Source organism: Nonomuraea sp. NPDC049625 (genome assembly GCF_040675285.1).
GTDB classification, from domain to species: domain Bacteria; phylum Actinomycetota; class Actinomycetes; order Streptosporangiales; family Streptosporangiaceae; genus Nonomuraea; species Nonomuraea angiospora_A.
The window spans coordinates 302,132-320,378 of record NZ_JBFAOQ010000009.1; the positions used below are offsets into that span (position 1 = coordinate 302,132).

Here is an 18,247-nt window from a genome sequence, read left to right on the forward strand (position 1 = left end):
GTGGATCATGCTCTACGGCAAGGAACACGTACAGCGTTATCAGGAGACCAACGGCGAGGAGGGACACGACTGGAACAACACGACAGTCCTCCTCCTCACCACGAAGGGCCGCAGGTCCGGACGCTCCTACACGACGCCACTCATCTATCAGAAGCACGGCGACGACTATGTGGTCGTCGCGTCCAAGGGCGGGGATCCCGACCACCCCGAGTGGTACAAGAACATCCTGGCCAACCCTGAGGTGGAGGTGCAGGTCAAGGGCGACAAGTTCACGGCCCGAGCCCGTACGGCCTCGAAGGAGGAGAAGCCGGAGCTCTGGGAGCTGATGGCCCGCACCTGGCCGGACTACGACGAATACCAGAAGAAGACCGACCGCGACATCCCGGTCGTCGTGCTCGAACGCGTCAAATGACGGGTGCCCCGCCGCACCCGGTCGGGGCGCGACGGGGCTTCCATCACGTCATCTGAGCTGGTAGGCCCTGATGACGGTCTCGGTGAAGCCGTTGCCGCCGGTGTCGGCGGCGTTGACGCGCAGCGATGCGAACCCGCCGCGCGCGCTGACCGGGTGCCACGTCTGCGCGGCCCACGTGCCGTTGCCCGCCGGGTGCACGAGCGTGGGCAGCCAGGTGCGGCCGTCGTCGTAGGAGATGTCCACCGTGAGCTTGCGGAGCGGCAGGTCGGGCGAGCCGTCCTGGCGCTGGACGCTCAGCGGGATGCTCATGAGACCCACCGCCGCCCGGTTGCGATCGTCCAGCTCAGGGGCGATCTTGACGGTCAGCAGCGGCAGCACCTGGCGCTTGCCCGGCTCGGCCGACTTCGACCTGAACCGCCACTCGGCGCTGACCCGCGTGGACACCTTGGTCTGCTTCGCCTCGCGGTCGGCGGTCATGGTCAGCCGGTATTCGCTCGCCTTCGTCTCGGCGGGCACGTCGACCGAGCCCGGCAGGTAGTCGGCGGCGTAGATCTCCTTGCCGTCGCGGTAGACCTTGGCCTGCGGGGCGATGTAGTCGCCGTAGGAGACGTGGTCCGGCGTGCTGTCCTCGAACAGCCCGGCCGAGAACTGCATCAGGTTCTCGTCACGCCAGTTGTAGTCGCCGTCGGGGTTGAGCGCGGCCGCGAAGACACCGGCGTTCCAGCGGTCGGTGGTCTTCGTGCCGGCCCGGTAGGAGGTGATGTCGCCGAAGAAGAACTGGTCGACGTCGTCCCAGCCGTCCGGCGGCGTCTGGTACTGGATGAAGGACGGGTACCAGCCGGTGTCGGCGGGCGTGTAGTACTCGGTCCTGCGGAACGGCAGCGAGAAGCGCGAGACCTGGCCGTACGGCATCCAGGCCAGCTCCTTGCCGTACAGCACCGGCAGGGCGAAGCGCTCGCCGAACTTGGCGTCCTGCTGCGTGGCGTACGTGGAGGTGACCTCGGCGAGGTCACGGCGGCGCGGCTGGTAGCCGGGGTCGGCGGGGATGCGCGGCTCGGCCTTCATCAGGTGGTAGAAGTACGGGCTGTCGTCATAGCTGCCGTCGGCCTTCGGCTTGGCCCACTGCGTCCACCGGTAGAAGGCGAAGTTCTTGCTCACGGTGCGGGCCGTCGGGATGGCCTTGATGCCCTCGACGCGCTCCGCGCCCCACATGCCGGCCAGGTCGACGTCCACGCCCATGGCCTGCACGCCCTCGGCGAGCTGGAGCATGCCGAGCATGCCGACGGCCAGCCGCGCGGTGGGCTCCTCCGTGCGGACGGTCACCGGGCGGGCCTTGCGGGCCTCGGCGGCGACGGTGCGGTCGGCGTCGAGCGTGAACTCCGGGTCGGCGGCCATCACCATGGTGCCGTCGCTGTCCATCATGAGGGTGACGACGGTGTAGCGGTGGCCCTTCTGGAGCCTGAGGTCCAGCGTGCCGCCGGCGATGTCGTAGTTGACCTGTTCCTTGGCCTCGAGGTCGATCACGCCGGCGAACGCGGCCTGCGCGGGCCGCCCGTCGGTGCCGGTGAAGGTCAGCTTGAGCGAGCGCTTCTCCGGCTCGACCCGCATGCCGATGCCGGTGCGGACGGTGACGTCGGCGTTCCTGGCGATGACCGTGCCGCTGAACATGCCGATCGGGCCCGGCTGGGCGGTCACCTTGACCTGGGCGGTGCCGTGCGCGGGCACCTCCACGGCCGGGGCGCCGAGCTTGAACGGCGTCACCGTCGCGCCCTCGCCGTCCTTGGCGATCACGCTGAGGTCCAGCCGGACGGCGGCGTCGCCGTCGTTGCGGTAGGTGAGCGTCTGCTCCCGGGGCGCGGGGCTGGGCAGCTCGATCTCGCCCAGGTTCAGGCTGGCGGGCTCGGCGGTGATCTGCTGGGTGACGGCGCGGGCGACGTCCACGCGGCCGGAGCCCTGGACGTAGGCGCCCAGCTCGTCACCGGGCGCGGTGGAGGCCATGAGCGCCGACTTGATCCGGTCGGCCTTCCAGTCGGGGTGCTGCCCGGCGACGATCGCGGCGGCTCCGGCCACGTGCGGGGTGGCCATGGAGGTGCCGCTCAGCTCGGTGTACGAGTCGTCGATCGGCGAGCCCAGGCCCGTGCCCGCGGCGCGCGCGGCGACGATCGCCACGCCCGGCGCGATCAGGTCGGGCTTGACCGCGGCGTCGCCCACGCGCGGGCCCGTGCTGCTGAACTGGGCGACCGTGTCGTCGTCGCGGTAGGAGGCGCCGACGGAGAGCGCGCGGTCCGCGGTGCTCGGGGAGCCGACCGTCTGGGGGCCGTCGTTGCCCGAGGCGATGACGAACAGCGTGCCGTACTTCTCCGACAGGCTGTTGACGGCCTGCTCCACGGGGTCCACGCCGATGGAGTCGGCCTCGCCGAGGCTGAGGTTGGCGACGCGGGCGCCGTTCTCGGCCGCCCAGGTCATGGCCTCGATGATGGCCGAGTCGGGGCAGAAGCCGCTCTGCACGCAGACCTTGCCGATGAGCAGCTTGGCGCCGGGGGCGACGCCCTTGTACCTGCCGCCCGAGGCGGCGCCGGAGCCGGCGATGGTGGCGGCGACGTGGGTGCCGTGGCCGTTGAGGTCGCGGACGTCGGGCTCGTCGGTGAAGTTCTGGGTCTTGGTGACCAGGCCCTGGAGGTCGGGGTGGCCGGGGTCGTACCCGGAGTCGAGGACCGCGACGGGCACGTCCTTGCCGGTGTGGCCGGCCGCCCAGGCCTGGGGCGCGCCGATGTGCGGGACGCTGACGTCGAGGGAGAGCTTGGCCTTGCCGTCCAGCCAGATCTTCTCGGGCACGGCCGCGGCCGTCCTGGCCTGCCCGGTCAGGGACTTCCACAGCGTGCCCGCGCCGGTGCGGGGCTCGCTCTGCGCCACGCCGTTGATCGCGGGCAGCGGGCGCCCGCCCGCGGCGCGCAGCGTGGCGGCGCCGGCCTGGTCCGGGTACGTCGTGATCAGCGGGAGCGCCGGGCTGGCGGCGTCGTCGTAGCCGAGCGCGGCGAGCCGGGTGACGTTGAACAGCCGGGGGTCGAGGCGGCCGGCGGCCAGAAGGGGCATCGCGTCCGTGGGGACGATGCTGAGCCCGTCCTTGCCCCGACGGTGCACGAACGTGACCTTCTCCCTGCCGGGGCCGGGCTTGACGTCGAGCTGGGTCTGCTTGTCGGGGAGCTCGCGGAGGGTGACCTTGTCGCCGGTGATGAGGGTGATCGTCTTGGGCGGTCCGGACGGCTTGTCCGGCTGGGCGGTCGCCTTGGCGGAGGGGGCGGGGGTGGGGGCCGCCTGGGCCGGCGTGGCGGCGGCGATCAGGGCCGTTACCACGACGCCCAGAAGGGCGGTTCTTTGAAGCACATCCCGATTTCTAATTGTCAGTGAAATTTGCTGACAAGGTGGTTGGTGTGGCCTATTGCGGCAACTGCCGGAATTGGCCAAGATCGTGGGCATGCTTGAGGAGGGGCGGGCGCTGGAGGTCGTGGGCATCAGCGCCTTCGACGAGCGGGTCTATCGCGGGGTGCTGGCCAGTCCCGGCATCACCGTGCAGGAGCTGGTCAGGCGCAGCGGCGAGAGCGCGGGGCGCATCCAGTCGTCCCTGAGCCGGCTGCGCGCCAAGGGGATGGTCAGCCGCCTGTGGGGACGCTCGCCCCGCTGGACGGCGACGAACCCGGGCGCCGCGATCCGCTCGCTGGTGCGCGGCATGCAGGGCGAGCTCGACCGGCTCACCGACACCGCCGACGAGCTGGAGGCCGCCTTCCGCACGGTCGGCCAGGGGACGGATGAGGGCGGTCAGCTGGAGGTCCTGGCCGGGCCCGAGGAGCAGGCCCGGTGGTACGTACGGTTGCAGCAGGAGGCCAAGGAGGAGGTGCTGACCTTCGACCGGCCCCCGTACGTGCTGGACTACCACAACCCGCTCCAGACCGGCCTGCTCCGCAGCGGCGTCCGCTACCGGACCATCTACGTGCCGGAGGCCTTCGACCACACGGGGGCGCTCGACGAGGTGGGCAACCTCATCAAGGCTGGTGAGGAGGCGCGGGTCCTGCCGGAGCTGCCGTTCAAGATGGCGATCGTCGACCGGTGGCGGGCGGTCATGCCTCTGCAGATGGACTCGCCGTTGACGCGCGGCGTGCTGATCACGGGGTCCACCATGGTGATGGCGTTGGTGGAGCTGTTCGAGCGGATGTGGCGGGAGGCGCTTCCGGTACGGCCGGAGCTGTGGCAGGAGCTCGGTGATTCGCGGCTGGAGATGACCGATCCCGGATCACCGGTCGCCGACCTCGACCCTGAGGCCGGACCGCTCAGCCCTGCGGAGGGAACGCCCAGTCCTGCGCAGGGGGCGCCCAGTCCTGCGCAGGGGGCGCTCGGCCGTACTGCGGGTGCGCCCGGCCCTGCCGCGGGGACGCTCAGTCCTGCGGCCGGTGCCCTCAGCCCTGCGGCCGGTGCACTCAGCCTGGAGGACCGCAGGCTCCTGGCGCTGCTCGCGGCCGGGCTCAAGGACGACGCCATCGCCCGCCAGCTCGGCACCAGCCCCCGCACCCTACGCCGCCGGCTGCGTCATCTCCTGGACGAGCTCAACGCGGAGACCCGCTTCCAAGCCGGCGCCCAGGCCAGCCGCCGCGGCCTGGTGTGAGATCAGGGGCGGCGCGTCCCGCTCCCCTCATCCCGGCCGGCCGGCGTGACGTAGCAACCCACGGCCGCAACCCCACCAGAACCCTCGTGGGGCCTCAGGGCCGGAGGGTCGCGTAAAGATCCATGGTGCGGTGGGCGATGCGTTCCCAGGAGAAGTGCTCGACGGCCCTGGCCCGCCCCGCCACCCCGAGCGCCTTGGCCCGCGCCGGGTCCCGCAGCAGCGCGTTGACGCGCTCGGCCAGGTCGGCGGCGAACCGGTCGGGATCGTACGGCGTGCCGTCAGGCCCCTGGGAGATCGGGACGAGCAGGCCCGTCTCCCCGTCGGCCACCACCTCGGGGATGCCGCCGGTGGCCGTCGCCACCACGGCCGTCTCGCAGGCCATCGCCTCCAGGTTCACGATCCCCATGGGCTCGTACACCGACGGGCACACGAACACCGTCGCGTGCGTCAGCAGCTGGATGACCTCGGGCTTGGGCAGCATCTCCTGGATCCAGAACACCCCGCCGCGGTCGAGGCCGCGTACCAGCTCGGTGACCTCCGCCGCGATCTCCGGCGTGTCCGGCGCGCCCGCGCACAGCACGAGCTGGGCGTCCCGGTCGAAGGACCGCGCCGCGCGCAGGAGGTGGACCAGGCCCTTCTGCCGGGTGATGCGGCCCACGAAGACGACGTACGGGCGGTGCGGGTCCACCCCGTGCTTCTCCAGCACGTCGAGGTCGCGATCGGGGGCGTACTCGGCGGTGTCGATGCCGTTGTGGATGACGCTGACCCTGTCCGGCGGGATCTCGGGGTAGGCCGACAGCACGTCGCGGCGCATCCCCTCCGACACCGCGATGACCGCGTCCGCGCTCGCCAGGGCGGTGCGCTCGGCCCACGACGAGATCGTGTAGCCGCCGCCGAGCTGCTCGGCCTTCCACGGCCGCAGCGGCTCCAGGCTGTGCGTGGTGATCACGTGCGGGATGCCGTGCAGCATCTTCGCGACATGCCCGGCGAAGTTGGCGTACCAGGTGTGCGAGTGGACGACGTCCGCGCCCTCGCACGCGGCGGCCATCTCCAGGTCCACGCCGAGCACCTGCAGCGCGGCGTTGGCGGCCGCCAGTCCCTCGGGCACCCGGTAGGCCGAGACGCCGGACTCGGTGCGGTCGGCTCCGAAGCAGCGCACGCGTACGTCGGCCAGCTTCCGCAGCTCCCTGGCCAGGTATTCCATGTGCACCCCGGCCCCGCCGTACACCTCGGGCGGGTACTCCCGGCTGAGCAGATCAACACGCATGAGACGACCTTATGGTGGGCCGCGGCCGGCGGGCCACCACAAGCAGCGAGTTTCGCGCCAGAGGTCAACCTGAGCGGCTCGACGATCTCCCGACGTCCATTGCGCAACAAATCTGGACACGAAGGGAGGTCTCCATGCCGGGATTCGTCGATAGATCGGCCATTTGAGGGTAGCGTCCTGGGCATGAGGTCCCGGAGGGTGCTTGCGGTTGTGCTGGCAGGTGGAGAGGGCAAGAGGCTCATGCCGCTCACGGCGGATCGGGCGAAACCGGCGGTGCCGTTCGGGGGGATATACAGGCTCGTCGATTTCGTCCTGTCCAACCTGGCGAACGGCGGCTTCTTGAAGATCGTCGTACTGACCCAGTACAAGAACCACAGTCTTGACCGGCACGTCTCGCGCACCTGGCGGCTGTCGGCGATGCTCGGCAACTACGTGACGCCCGTGCCCGCGCAGCAGCGGCTCGGCCCGCGGTGGTTCTCGGGGTCCGCGGACGCGCTGTTCCAGAACCTGAACCTGATCTATGACGAGATGCCCGAGCACGTGATCGTGTTCGGGGCGGACCACATCTACCGGATGGATCCGCGTCAGATGGTCGAGCAGCACGAGGACTCGGGCGCCGACGTGACGGTGGCGGCGATCAGGCAGCCGCTGTCGCTGGCCGACCAGTTCGGCGTGATCGAGACCGATCCGCAGGGGCGCAGGATCGTGGCGTTCAGGGAGAAGCCGAAGGACGCGGTGGGGCTGGCGGACTCCCCCGACGAGGTGTACGCGTCGATGGGCAACTACGTGTTCAAGACCCAGTCGATGATCGACGCGCTGCGGGAGGACGCGCTCGACCCGACCAGCAAGCACGACCTGGGCGGCAACATCATCCCGATGCTCGTCAAGTCGGGCGGGGCCGACGTCTACGACTTCAAGAACAACATCGTGCCGGGCTCCAGCGAGCGCGACCGCGGCTACTGGCGCGACGTGGGGACGCTCGACGCGTACTACGAGGCCCACATGGACCTCATCTCGGCGCATCCCGTCTTCAATCTCTACAACGACAAGTGGCCGATCTTCACCGGCCACGATCCGCTGCCCCCGGCCAAGTTCGTGCACAACGACGGAGACCGGGTGGGGCGGGCCATCGACTCGCTGGTGTCGCCCGGCGTGATCGTCTCCGGCGGCACGGCGATCCGGTCCATCCTGTCGCCCAAGGTCGTGCTCCACTCGCACTCGCTGGTGGAGGACTCCGTACTGATGGAGAACGTCAAGGTCGGCCGGGGCGCCGTCATCCGCAAGGCGATCATCGACAAGAACGTCGTGATCCCCGACGGCGCCAGGATCGGCTTCGACCTCGACTACGACCGCACCCGGTTCGCCCTGACCAGGGGAGGGGTTGTGGTGATCGGCAAGAACGAGATCGTCGACCGCTGACCACCCGGCCCACACCCGAGCCACCCCACGCACACCACCCGGCCGGCAACCTACGCCGGCCGGTCACGCGCGCCCAAGCAGCCCACAGCCCAAGCAGCCTGCGACCCGACCCGCAGTCTTAGCCGACCCACGGGCCGAGCAGCCAGCCTACGCACGCCCATCCAGCCCACCACCTGACCACCTGAGCGCCCACCCAGCCCGCAGCCTTGGCAGTCGCCCACCTAACCGGCCCGCAGTCTGAGCAACCGGTCCACGTACGTCCTGGCGTGCTCGGGCCCGATCGGCCGGTTGAAGAAGATCGCGTGGTAGTAGATCGGGGCGAGCACCACCTCCATGAGCTCCAGCAGTCCAGGCGGATCTTCGCCACGCTCCCGCGCCCGCGTCAGCATCGCCTCGAGCTGCACAGCCCGCTCCGCCATGAACGTCTGGTAGTCCTCACTGCGCGTGCTGACCTGGGCCGCCCGCACGTACAGGTGGCCCAGCGGACCGGCCACATCGGCCGCCGCCTGCATCGCGTACGCCTCCAGGTCGCCGCGCAGCGAGCCCGTGTCGGGCACCGGCGAGCCCTTCGCGAGCTGCTCGGTCACCGCGTCGTCGACCAGCGCGGGCAGCGTCCCCCAGCGGCGGTAGATCGTCGCCTGGTGAACCCCTGATCGCTCGGCCACCCGGGCGATGCTCAGCGTGTCCCAGTCCTCCTCGCGCAACAGGTCGATGACCGCGTCATGGACGGCCGCGCGGACCTTCGCGCTGCGGCCACCGGGCCGTCGTGCGGGTTGCATGCACCCACCTTAACGCGAGACCTCTTGCATTAGGACTTCCACCGTGTTTACCTTGAAGTGAAATTCTTCGCGTTAAGGGGGCGAGCGGACACATCCGCCGGCGCTCCGACGAAAGGAGCCGCACGTGAACCGTTCTCTGATCAAGGTCGCCCTGTGGGACGTCCTGCCTCCGGTCGCCGCGTACTACGCCTTACGCGCCCTCGGCGTGAACGAGCACCTCGCCCTGCTGGGCGCCTCCCTGACCGGCTTCGTGCGCGCCGCCCACGTCGGGATCCGGGAACGCCGACTGGACGGCTTCGCCGCCTTCATGTGCCTGATCTTCGGCCTCGGGCTCGCACTCGCCTTCCTCACCGGCGACGAACGCTTCATGCTCGCCGTCAAGTCCGTCACCACCGGCGTGATGGCGGTCGTCCTGGTGGCCACCTGCGTGGCGGGCCACCCGGCGGCGTACGGGATGGCCAAACGCTTCGGCGCCGACGACGCGGCCACCGCGGCCCGCTGGGACGTGCTCTACCAGGCGGACCCGAAGTTCCGGCGCGTGTACATGGTCATGACGCTGACCTGGGCCGCGGCCCTGGTGACCGAGTCGGTGGTGCGGATCCCGCTGATCTACCTGCTCCCGGTGGACATCATGGCGGGCCTGTCGTCGGCCCTGCTGATCGGCACGCTGACGCTGGTGGCGGTATGGAGCGCCTGGTACGGCCGCCGCGGCGAACAAGCCGCCACAGCCCACCACCAAACCACATAACCTCACCCTCCACCCCGCCCACACGACACCTCCGCCCGCCCACAGGACCCTCCCCGCTTCACAGGAGACCCTCCCCGCGCCCGCCCGCACAGGGCACTCCCACCCGACCCTCCATCCGCCCGCCCGCGCAGGACGCTGGCCCCACCCAACCCTCCGCCCCGCCCGCACAGAGCCCTCCCTGCCCGGACGCACCAGGGATCGGAAGATATGGCGCCCGAATGCACGTCGCCCGCCGCACGAGGCCGGAAGACGTCACATCCGAATACACGGGCAGCAGCACCCTTCCCACGGCCACAGAAACGCCGAAGGGCGTAGCACCTGGCTGCACTTCACTCAGCGCGCAGAGGGCGGAAGACGTCACGTCCGACCGCGCGAGCAGCGTTCTTCGCCTGGCCGCACAGGCGTCGGAGGAAACGGCATCTGAATGCACTTGCCCAAACCGTACAGGGGTCGGAAGGCGCCACATCCGGCAGCGCGAGCAGCGCCCTTTGCCTGGCCGTGCAGGGGGGAGGGTTGCCACGTCCGACTGCGCGAGCAGTGGCGCGGACAAGTGTGAGGAGGGGCGCACATTCCCATCAAGCGCTGAGTGCGAAGATCTGGCACCCGGCTGCGGAGATCGGTTCACAGGGGTGGGGATGTGCGGCGGGGTGGGGTCCCGGGGCGCGCCGCGACGCGTCCCCGAGAGCCCGAATCAAACTGTCCGTCAGTAGCGAGCGCCCCAAGGCCAGTAGTAGCCCCAGTCACCGTTCCAAGGCCACCAACCGTGGGTGTTGTCCCACTTGTAGGGCCAACCCCAGTGGTGGTGATGCTTGTGGTCGTCGTCGTTGTCGTCGTGCCTCTTGCCGTGCTTCTTCTCGTTCCGGTCGTCGTCGTAGGAGTCGTAAGACTTCTCGTCGTCGTCGGACTCGTACTTCTCGTCGTCGTAAGAGTCGTACTTCTTCTCGTTGTCGTAGGAGTCGTACTTCTCGTCGTCGTAGTCGTTCTTCTTCTTCTCGAACCCGTCGTTGCGCTGCTTCTCGTCACGCGAGGATTCGTAGGAATCGTCGTAGTTCTGCTCGTCGCGGTCGTAGTCGTACGACTGCTCGGACTCGTCGGAGTCGTAGGACTTCTCGTCGTGCTTCTTCTTGTCGTCGAACTTCTTCTCGTCCCGGTCGTAGTCCTGCTCGTACCGGTCGCTGTCGTAGTCCTTCTCGTCCCGGTCGTAGGAGTCGGAGTCCCACTCCTGCCGGTCGTTGTCGAACTTCTTCTCGTCGTCGAACTTCTTCTCGTCCCGGTCGTAGGAGTCGTAGTCCTTCTCGTACCGGTCGCTGTCGTAGTCCTTCTCGTCCCGGTCGTAGGAGTCGTAATCCTTCTCGTACCGGTCGCTGTCGTACGCCTTCTCGTCGTAATCGGCGTAGTCGAACTTCTTGTCGCGCTTCTTCTGGTCGTCGACCTTCTTCTCGGACCAGTCGTTGTCGTACGACTGCTCGTCCCGGTCGTAGTCGTACGACTGCTCGGACTCGTCGGAGTCGTAGGACTTCTCGTCGTGCTTCTTCTTGTCGAACTTCTCGTCGTCGACCTTCTTCTCGTCCCGGTCGTAGTCCTTCTCGTACCGGTCGAAGTCGTCCTTCTTCTCGTCGCTCTCGTAGGAGTCATCCTGCTCGTAGGAATCGTCCTGCTCGTACGAGTCGTAGTCCTTCTTCTCCTGGTCGTGCGAGTCGAAGTCCTTCTCGTCCCGACCGAAGTCGTGCTGCTTCTCGTCGTCCTTCTGCTTACGGGACGAACCGTCGTGCTTGTCACAGGCGTCTGCATTGCGACGACCGGCGTACACGCCCCACTTGTCGATCTTCAGCGTGCTCCAGGCATCGGATACGCAAAGGTCGCCCTGGGCGGCACTGGCCGGGCCGGCCAGCCCGACAAGCGCGGCAGCGACGATCAACGCACCACCGGCTCCGGCTGCTATGAAGTTACCTTTCATGATCTCCCCCCGTTATCACGTGGTGACTTTGTCACTCTAAGTAGTTATCACCGTAACGCGGCGTAACGGCACGCCCGGAACCTCTCGTCACTTTGTCGACGTCCTCAACCAAGATCGCTCGGGTATGTCCTCAGCTGACGACACATGCGGCCAGTTGAGCGGTGATGTCGATCTTGGGAAGATCGTTCCCAAAGGCGATAGCTTTTGGTTATGGCCCCAGGTCTTGGACCTGCGGGGCTCGGGCACCACATCATCGCCACCATGACGACGCGACTTCTGCGCGGGCGGTGGACGGTGGCGACGTCACTCGCCGCCTGCGCACTACTGGCAAGCGCCTGCGGGACCACCCCCGCCACCACCCCCGCCGCCGCTCCCAGCACCTGCCGCACGGCCGGCCCCGCCACCAGCCCCGCCACCAGCCCCGCCACCGGCCGATCCACATCGCAGAGCCCCGCCGCCGAGGAGTCCATATCGCCGGGCTCCGCTACCTGCCCCGCGAGCGGCTCGGAGGCCGACCCCGGCAACGGCGACGCCGGAAGCCCTTCCAGGGGTCGGGGCGCGTTGCCGAGCGCTGCCACTGGCGGGCATGCGGGGGTGGCGCGGGAGGTGCGGGCCTACGTGGACGCCGTGAACGCTCGTGACCTGGACGCCCTGGTCGCCGCCTTCGCCTCGGACGGCGTGGTCGTCGACGTCACCCGTCCCATCCGCGGGCACGACGCCATCCGCGAGTGGGCGCGGGCCGAGGTGATCGGCGGCACCCTGAAGGTGGTCTCCATCGCCGAGCGGCGGTCGAACGGGCAGAAGCTCCTGGTCCACTGGGCCCCCGCGGGATCCGGCGGGTGGCGGGCGCACTACGACTTCACGGTCTCCGACGGACGCATCGTCCGGGCCGATCTGCAGTACGCCTGACCGCAAGCCCCGGGGTTCAGAGCAGAACCCAGGGCTTATGGCTCCGGGCTTCGAGAGCAAAGGCTTGGAGGCCAGGAACCAGGGCTTGTGGGTCAGGGGTCAGCGACCGGTAACCCCACAACCCTGATGGCCCCGTGGTTCGGCATTCCGCATTCTGTATGCATTTGGGTCTTGTAGACGACCAAGTTGAGGATCACCCTGGCGGCAGGAGGCAGTGAGATGTCGCACCCACTCGGAGTAAGCCGACCGGATCTCGAAGTCACCGACCTACCCACGCCGGAAGAGGTCTTCAAGGTCTCCAAGATCGGCACCAAGGAACTGTTCAAGTACGCCATAGGTCCGAGCCTGATCGCGCTCGGCATCTCCATCGGCAGCGGTGAATGGCTGCTCGGCCCCCTGAACGTGGGCCAGTACGGATTCGTCGGCGTCGGCTGGGTCATCGTCGTGTCGGCGCTGCTGCAGACGTTCTACAACGTCGAGTGCTCGCGGTACGTCCTCGCCACCGGCGAGACGCCGGTGGTCGGCTGGGGGCGGGTGCCGCCGGGGTGGCCGCTCTGGGTGCCGCTGTCCGTGCTCATCGTGATCTTCGCGTTCATCGCGGGCGGATGGGCCGCGTCGGCGGGTCAGGGTGTGTACGCGCTGGTCCACGGCGTCCCACCCGCGGCCGACGACCTCGAGCCGCGCTGGTGGGCCATCGGCCTGCTCGTGCTGGTGTTCCTGATCACCGCGGGGGCCAAGCGCGTCAGCCGCGCGCTCGAGCTGGCGAACTGGCTGATGGTCGGCACCATCCTCCTCGCCCTCCTGGCCGTCGACCTGCTCGTGGTGCCGTTCAGCCAGTGGTGGGAGGGCATCCGCGGCTTCCTCACCCCGGCCGCCCCGCCCGCCGGGATCACGGCGACGCAGCTCGGCGCCCTGGCCGGGTTCACCGCGCTGGCCTCGGGCCTGAACTGGTACGTCATGGGCCACTACCGCGACAAGGGCTACGGCATGGGCTACCGCGTCGGCTACATCTCCGGCCTGCGCGGCGAGCGGCGCGAGATCCTGGCCAGCGGCGTGACGTTCCCCGACGACGAGCTCAACCGGGGGCTGTGGCGCAGGTGGTACCGGCTGCTGCTGACCGACATGTGGGGCGTGTTCTTCGTCGGAGCCATCCTCGGCATGCTGTTACCCACGATCCTCATGGCGCAGGCCGTCACGATGGCCGGAGAGAAGCCCACCCGGGCGAACGTGCCGACGTTCGTGGCCAGCGCGCTCGGCGACCAGTACGGGCCGGTGAGCTTCTACGCCGCGCTCGTGATCGGCGTGCTGATCCTCTTCTCCACCCAGCTCGGCATCTTCGAGGCGATGGTACGGGTGGCGACCGACGCGGCGAACGCCACCAGCCCGCGCCTGCGCGCCCTGATCGCGGGGGACCCGCGCTGGTTCTACTACCCGTTCATGATCCTGCTGCTGGTCCTCATCTCGATCATCATCTTCCAGTCGCTGCCGGTCGGCCTGGTGGAGTGGTCGGCCAACATGTCGAACCTGGGCGCGCTGATCTATCCGTTCCTGCTCATGTACCTGAACAGCAAGCTGCCGCGCCCGGCCCGCCCGCGCCCGTGGCACTACGTCATCCTCGTGCTCAACTTCCTGTTCTTCGGCTTCTTCTTCGTGAACTTCATCGCCGACTTCATCGGGGATCCGCTGGTGACGTTCTGACGAGGAAGACGTCGCCGTTGCCCGGCGCGTCGCCGCCCTTCGGGACGCCGTAGGTCAGGCCCGTGATCGCCATCTCGCCCGACGGGGTGGCGGTCGCGTACAGGTTGGGCTCGGCGAAGGCGTCCACGCCGTCGTCCCTGGCGGTGCCGAGCTGGGCCGCGGCGCGCTGCCGGCCCCTGCCGTCCAGGCGCAGCGTCAGGACGTCGGCGCCGCCCGCCTGTACGCTCACCCGGCCCCGGGTGTACCCGGCGACCTCGACCTCGCCGCCCGCGAGCGGGACCACGGCGGCGCCGGCCTCGGCAAGAGGGGTGGCGAGGGTGTGCTGCCAGCGCTGCTTGCCCTGGCTGGTGTAGGCGGCGGTGTACGCGTCCCCGCCGACGCCGCCCGTGGCCACGGCCAGGCCCGTCGTGGTGACGGCCACCGCGTTCAGCCGGTCGCTCGCGGTGCCGCCCGCAGTGGCGGCCCACTTCCTGGTGCCGTCCGTCGCGAACGCGGCCAGCCAGCCGCCGGGCGTGGTCGTGCCCGGTAGAGCGGCACCGGCCCCGCCGGTCACGTAGACGTTCGAGGCGTCCGCGGCGACGCCGTAGGCCTTGTCCTCTCCCGCGCCGCCGTACTGGCTGATCCAGGACACCTCGCCGCCAGGAGTGAGGCGGGCGAGGATGGCGTCCTTGTCGCCGGCGTTGGCGCCGTCCAGCGCACCCTTGGTGTAGCCCACGACGTACGCGCCGCCGTCGGGCGCGGCGGCCAGGCCGTAGAGGCGGTCGGCCACGCCCGGCACGCCGAACTGCGTGATCCAGCGGACGGCCCCGGCGGCGTCGAGGCTGGCCACGAACGCGTCGTCCGTGGTGTTGCCCGCGTGCCGCCCGTCCAGGTCGCCCTTGGTGTAGCCGGCCGCCAGCACGCCGCCGTCCGGCAGGGCCGCCACGCCGTACAACCGCTCGTCGGCCGCGGTGCCGAGCTGCTTGGTCCAGCCGCCGACGCGGGTGAGGACCGCGTTCCCGCCGGCCGCGTACCCGATGGTCAGGGAGCCGTCCGCGTGGGCCGCCACTCCCCCGGCCCAGTCGGGGCCGGCCGTTCCGTACAGCGGGGCGGGCAGGCCGGTCGGCGGCGTGACGCTGAGGCCCGGGCCGAGCTCGGCCATGGCCTGCTCGAAGGCGGGCTCCCACACCGTCCAGTCGTGGCCGCCGTCCAGGACGCGCAGCTGCGCGGAGAGCGCGGGCGAGCGCCGGGCGGCGTTGTAGAGGGCGGCGGACTCGAAGTCCAGGTCGTGGCGGGCGTCGGCGGGGTCCGGGTTGGCGTACTCGTCGTCGCCGACCGCCACGAACAGCCGCACCGGCAGGTCGGGATCCAGCTTCGGCAGCAGGGCCGGGTAGTTGAGCTCCCGGTAGACCTCGTCGGAGAACTTCTCGCCGTCCTTGCCGAACGCCCCGTAGTCGCGGGCGGAGGAGTCGGACGGCGGCAGCGGCGTGTAGACGGCCGGGCTGAGCACGGCGGCGGCGCTGAACAGGTCCTGGTGCGCGAGCGCGAACCGCAGCGCGCCCGCGCCGCCCATCGAGTACCCGCCGACCAGGCGGGCCTCCCTGATGGGCGCCGTACGGTACGTCGCGTCCACGTACGCCACCAGGTCCCTGGTCAGGGCCGTCTCGACCGGCCTTCCCGGCAGGTCGGCGCCGGTGTAGCGCGAGTCGGCGTACCAGCTGCCACGCTCGCTCCAGGGGGCGTCCGGCATGACGGCGATGACGGGCGGGATGCGCCTGGTACGGATCATGTCGTCGAGCAGGGTCTTGACCCGGGTCCACGCCTGCATGGTGTCGCCCCGGCCGTGGAGCAGGTAGAGCACGGGGTGGCGGTCGGTGCCGCGGTCGTAGCCGGTGGGCAGGTAGACGTTGAAGGCGATGTTCTCGCCCAGTGCCCGCGACGGGGCGGAGCCGGCGGCCAGCGTGCCGCCCGCCCGTACCTCCGTCTCGCCCGGAGCGGCCAGGAAGGTCAGTGACGCCAGGACGGCGAACACGGCGAGCCAGCGGGGTTTGCGCATCAACCGCTCCCGTAAACGTTTACAGTACGCACCTTGCGGTGTTTCGGGAGAGTTTCGTGGTGAAGGTGTGGCGGTGTCAACCGCCTACCGGCCGGGCGCGCCGGGCGGGTGGCCCGGCGCGCCTCCGGCTCAGCGGCGGAACACCTCCAGCAGTTCCTCCGCGCGCTGCGTGCGGGTGATCCACACCTCGCGCCCGCGCCGCTCCCTGGTGATCAGCTGGGCGGCGCTCAACCGGTCGCAGTGGTACGTGATGCTGCTCGGCGCGACCTGCATGCCGGCCGCCAGCATGCTCATGGTCATGGGCTGCCCGATCGCGGCGAGCAGGTCCGCGCGCACCGGCCCGACCAGCGCCGACAAGTCGTCGAGCGCCGGTGCGACGGGCCGCTGCCACAGCGTCTCCGCTCCGGGCACCGGGTAGGCGATCCAGACGGCCTCGTCGTGGTCCAGGCTGACGATGACCGCGTCCTTGCCCGCCAGCATCGGCACCAGGACGATCCTGCGATTGCCCAGCTCGAACGTGCTCGACTCCACGTCGGCGATGAGCAGCCCGCGCTCGCCGTACATGATGCGGCTGTTGAGGGCGCCGAGCAGCAGTTCGGGGCCGCCGCGGACGGCGGCGACGCCGACCCGCCGGACCTCCCTGTCCAGCAGCGCGCGGGCCCGCCTCCACACGGGCTCGGTGGTGTTCCAGACGGAGCCGAGGGCGGCGGTGTAGCCGTGCATCCAGCGGTCGGGCCGCTCGGCCGCCGAGCGCCAGTGCGCGGGCAGCGGTCCCTGGCCGAACGCCTGCTCCAGGTCCTTGATCAGGTTGTCGGGTGGAAGGTCGCGCAGGGCGCCGATCTGGGCCTGCACGGAGATGTCCCCGCCGATGGGGGTACGCGGCACGATGCTGTCGGGGACCACGGAGTAGCCGGGGGCGGCGAGTGGGCGTACCGCCTGGTGCCCCTGCGGGCTGACTCGTGAGCTGATCGCCTTGCGCCAGAGCTCCGGCAGGCCGCGGCGGCGGCCCGCGAGAGCGTCGGCGATCATGGCGAGCGCGGTCAGGTGAGGCGAGATCGAGATCGACAGCTGCGGCGCGGAGGTGATGCGCAGTTCGCTCCACATAGTGGTGCTGATTACGTCGGCTCCTTCAGATCGGAATCGATCGGGTAACGATCTTCAACCTATCGTCGAGGCTTTCGTCCCACTTACAACCCGGTTGCACGGTTACGATCACGGAGCGCTTCGCCTTGGACACCCGGCGCGGCCTGCGACGACCGGGGGTGCCGGTCGCCGCAGGAGCCGCGCTAAGGGGTCACCAGTCGCCGCCCTCGTCGTCGTCCCCCTCGAAGATCTCCTCGACGATCTCGCCCGCGACGAGGCCACCCACGACGCCCGCGGCACCGGCGGCGGCCACCGTGCCCCAGCCCGGACCGCCGCGGTGCTCGTCGTGGTGCCCGCCATGGTGCCCGCCATGGTGGTGCGGGTCGTAGTGTCCGCCGTGGTGCGGGTCGTAGTGCCCGCCGTGATGGGCCGGCCCGTACTGCGACAGGCCGTCCAGCCAGCGGCCCAGCTCCCCCGCCCAGTCGGTACGCAGCGCGTCGTCGTGGCTGACGTGGAAGCGGCCGATGGCGTCGTTCGACGAGAAGCGGCCGGCGCGCTTGTCCGCCTCCAGCACCACCTCGAGCCCCGCGGGGTCGGCCACGAACGTCACCTCGACCTCGCCCACCTGGCCGGCGTAGTGGCCGGTCGGGTAGAACTCGATCTCCTGGTAGAACGGCAGCTGCTGGTGCACCCCGTACAGGTGACCCGCCTCCAGGTCGGCCGACCTGAACCCGAACCCGAGCCCCAGGAACGCCTCCAGGATGCGCAGCTGCGACGGCAGCGGCTCGATCGCGATCATGTCGAGGTCGCCCTTGTCGACGGCCTTGGCGATGGCCAGCTCCGTACGAACGCCGACCGCCATCCCGGTCAGCGGCTGCCCGCCGATCTCGCTGATCGGCGCCTCCCACGGCACCGGCAGCTCGAACCCGATGACGCGATCCTCCCCCTTGCGCAGCGTGAACGGCCCGGAGACCCGCGAACTGGCGAACTCGCCGAGCCCGCCGTGCTCGCCGTCGCCGTGCTCGATCTCGACCCTCGCCACCAGGCCGAGGGTGACGTGCTCGATCTCGGCGTCGAAGTCGCCGCCCTTGAGCCGTACCTCTCCTCGCAGCGTGCCGCCCGGCTGGGTCCGCGGGGTGGACAGCACGGTGTCCACCGAAGGCGCGCCGACGCCGAACGCTCCCAGCATCCGTTTGAAGACCACGGCTCTGTTCTCCCTGTTGAAGATCGGGTTGGGTTGTCTGCCGCTGGCCACAACGATCAACGCTGTCCCTGGAGTTCCG

13 protein-coding genes are annotated in these 18,247 nt (G+C 69.8%); 6 read left to right on the top strand and 7 right to left on the bottom strand.

Annotated features, from left to right (window positions below):
* Positions 1–7 precede the first annotated feature (7 nt).
* On the top strand, positions 8–412 hold the full coding sequence (locus AB0J87_RS35860) for a nitroreductase family deazaflavin-dependent oxidoreductase (RefSeq protein WP_363972461.1): 405 nt from the start codon (positions 8–10) through the stop codon (positions 410–412).
* 48 nt (positions 413–460) lie between these two features.
* Here AB0J87_RS35860 and AB0J87_RS35865 read toward each other — a convergent pair whose 3' ends face one another.
* Complete coding sequence (locus AB0J87_RS35865; protein ID WP_363972464.1) at positions 461–3,796, bottom strand: S8 family serine peptidase; 3,336 nt, start codon at positions 3,794–3,796, stop codon at positions 461–463.
* A gap of 91 nt (positions 3,797–3,887) precedes the next feature.
* Between AB0J87_RS35865 and AB0J87_RS35870 the strand changes: the two genes are divergently transcribed.
* Complete coding sequence (locus tag AB0J87_RS35870; protein ID WP_363972467.1) at positions 3,888–5,069, top strand: helix-turn-helix domain-containing protein; 1,182 nt, start codon at positions 3,888–3,890, stop codon at positions 5,067–5,069.
* Positions 5,070–5,163: 94 nt separating this feature from the next.
* Here AB0J87_RS35870 and glgA read toward each other — a convergent pair whose 3' ends face one another.
* Complete coding sequence (gene glgA / locus AB0J87_RS35875) at positions 5,164–6,336, bottom strand: glycogen synthase (protein ID WP_363972470.1); 1,173 nt, start codon at positions 6,334–6,336, stop codon at positions 5,164–5,166.
* Between the two features lie 198 nt (positions 6,337–6,534).
* On the opposite strand from glgA, the gene glgC reads away from it, so the two are divergent.
* Positions 6,535–7,755, top strand: coding sequence for a glucose-1-phosphate adenylyltransferase (gene glgC / locus AB0J87_RS35880; protein WP_363972472.1), 1,221 nt, complete (start codon positions 6,535–6,537; stop codon positions 7,753–7,755).
* Positions 7,756–7,976: 221 nt separating this feature from the next.
* Here glgC and AB0J87_RS35885 read toward each other — a convergent pair whose 3' ends face one another.
* Positions 7,977–8,534: a TetR/AcrR family transcriptional regulator C-terminal ligand-binding domain-containing protein gene (locus AB0J87_RS35885; RefSeq protein ID WP_363972475.1), complete on the bottom strand. Its 558-nt coding sequence runs from the start codon at positions 8,532–8,534 to the stop codon at positions 7,977–7,979.
* A 124-nt stretch (positions 8,535–8,658) separates the two neighbouring features.
* On the opposite strand from AB0J87_RS35885, the gene AB0J87_RS35890 reads away from it, so the two are divergent.
* A complete protein-coding gene (locus AB0J87_RS35890) occupies positions 8,659–9,282 on the top strand; it encodes a VC0807 family protein (protein WP_363972478.1) in 624 nt (207 codons plus the stop codon).
* A gap of 703 nt (positions 9,283–9,985) precedes the next feature.
* On the opposite strand, the gene AB0J87_RS35895 is transcribed toward AB0J87_RS35890, so the two are convergent.
* Positions 9,986–11,239 (bottom strand): hypothetical protein, encoded by a 1,254-nt coding sequence (locus tag AB0J87_RS35895; RefSeq protein WP_363972481.1) that lies wholly within the window; start codon positions 11,237–11,239, stop codon positions 9,986–9,988.
* Positions 11,240–11,500: 261 nt separating this feature from the next.
* Here AB0J87_RS35895 and AB0J87_RS35900 point away from each other — a divergent pair, with 261 nt between their 5' ends.
* On the top strand, positions 11,501–12,148 hold the full coding sequence (locus tag AB0J87_RS35900) for a nuclear transport factor 2 family protein (protein WP_363972484.1): 648 nt from the start codon (positions 11,501–11,503) through the stop codon (positions 12,146–12,148).
* A gap of 219 nt (positions 12,149–12,367) precedes the next feature.
* Positions 12,368–13,846, top strand: a complete 1,479-nt coding sequence (locus AB0J87_RS35905) for an Nramp family divalent metal transporter (protein WP_363972487.1) — start codon at positions 12,368–12,370, stop codon at positions 13,844–13,846.
* Here the strand turns inward: AB0J87_RS35905 and AB0J87_RS35910 are convergent.
* From AB0J87_RS35910 to AB0J87_RS35920, 3 genes are all read right to left on the bottom strand, one after another.
* Entirely contained in the window at positions 13,818–15,881 is a 2,064-nt protein-coding gene (locus tag AB0J87_RS35910; protein ID WP_363972490.1) for an alpha/beta hydrolase-fold protein, read from the bottom strand. The genes AB0J87_RS35905 and AB0J87_RS35910 overlap by 29 nt on opposite strands.
* 129 nt (positions 15,882–16,010) lie before the next feature.
* Positions 16,011–16,985 carry a hypothetical protein gene (locus tag AB0J87_RS35915; RefSeq protein WP_363972493.1) on the bottom strand — a complete coding sequence of 325 codons (975 nt, stop codon included), beginning with the start codon at positions 16,983–16,985 and terminating at the stop codon, positions 16,011–16,013.
* A 190-nt stretch (positions 16,986–17,175) separates the two neighbouring features.
* Positions 17,176–18,168, bottom strand: a complete 993-nt coding sequence (locus AB0J87_RS35920; RefSeq protein ID WP_350726994.1) for a sporulation protein — start codon at positions 18,166–18,168, stop codon at positions 17,176–17,178.
* Positions 18,169–18,247: the final 79 nt, after the last annotated feature.

Coding starts and splice junctions, on each gene's coding strand:
- AB0J87_RS35860 (WP_363972461.1), top strand. CDS start 8: ATGCTCTACGGCAAGGAACACGTACAGCGTTATCAGGAGACCAACGGC.
- AB0J87_RS35870 (WP_363972467.1), top strand. CDS start 3,888: ATGCTTGAGGAGGGGCGGGCGCTGGAGGTCGTGGGCATCAGCGCCTTC.
- glgA (WP_363972470.1), bottom strand. CDS start 6,336: ATGCGTGTTGATCTGCTCAGCCGGGAGTACCCGCCCGAGGTGTACGGC.
- AB0J87_RS35885 (WP_363972475.1), bottom strand. CDS start 8,534: ATGCAACCCGCACGACGGCCCGGTGGCCGCAGCGCGAAGGTCCGCGCG.
- AB0J87_RS35895 (WP_363972481.1), bottom strand. CDS start 11,239: ATGAAAGGTAACTTCATAGCAGCCGGAGCCGGTGGTGCGTTGATCGTC.
- AB0J87_RS35900 (WP_363972484.1), top strand. CDS start 11,501: ATGACGACGCGACTTCTGCGCGGGCGGTGGACGGTGGCGACGTCACTC.
- AB0J87_RS35905 (WP_363972487.1), top strand. CDS start 12,368: ATGTCGCACCCACTCGGAGTAAGCCGACCGGATCTCGAAGTCACCGAC.
- AB0J87_RS35910 (WP_363972490.1), bottom strand. CDS start 15,881: ATGCGCAAACCCCGCTGGCTCGCCGTGTTCGCCGTCCTGGCGTCACTG.
- AB0J87_RS35915 (WP_363972493.1), bottom strand. CDS start 16,985: ATGTGGAGCGAACTGCGCATCACCTCCGCGCCGCAGCTGTCGATCTCG.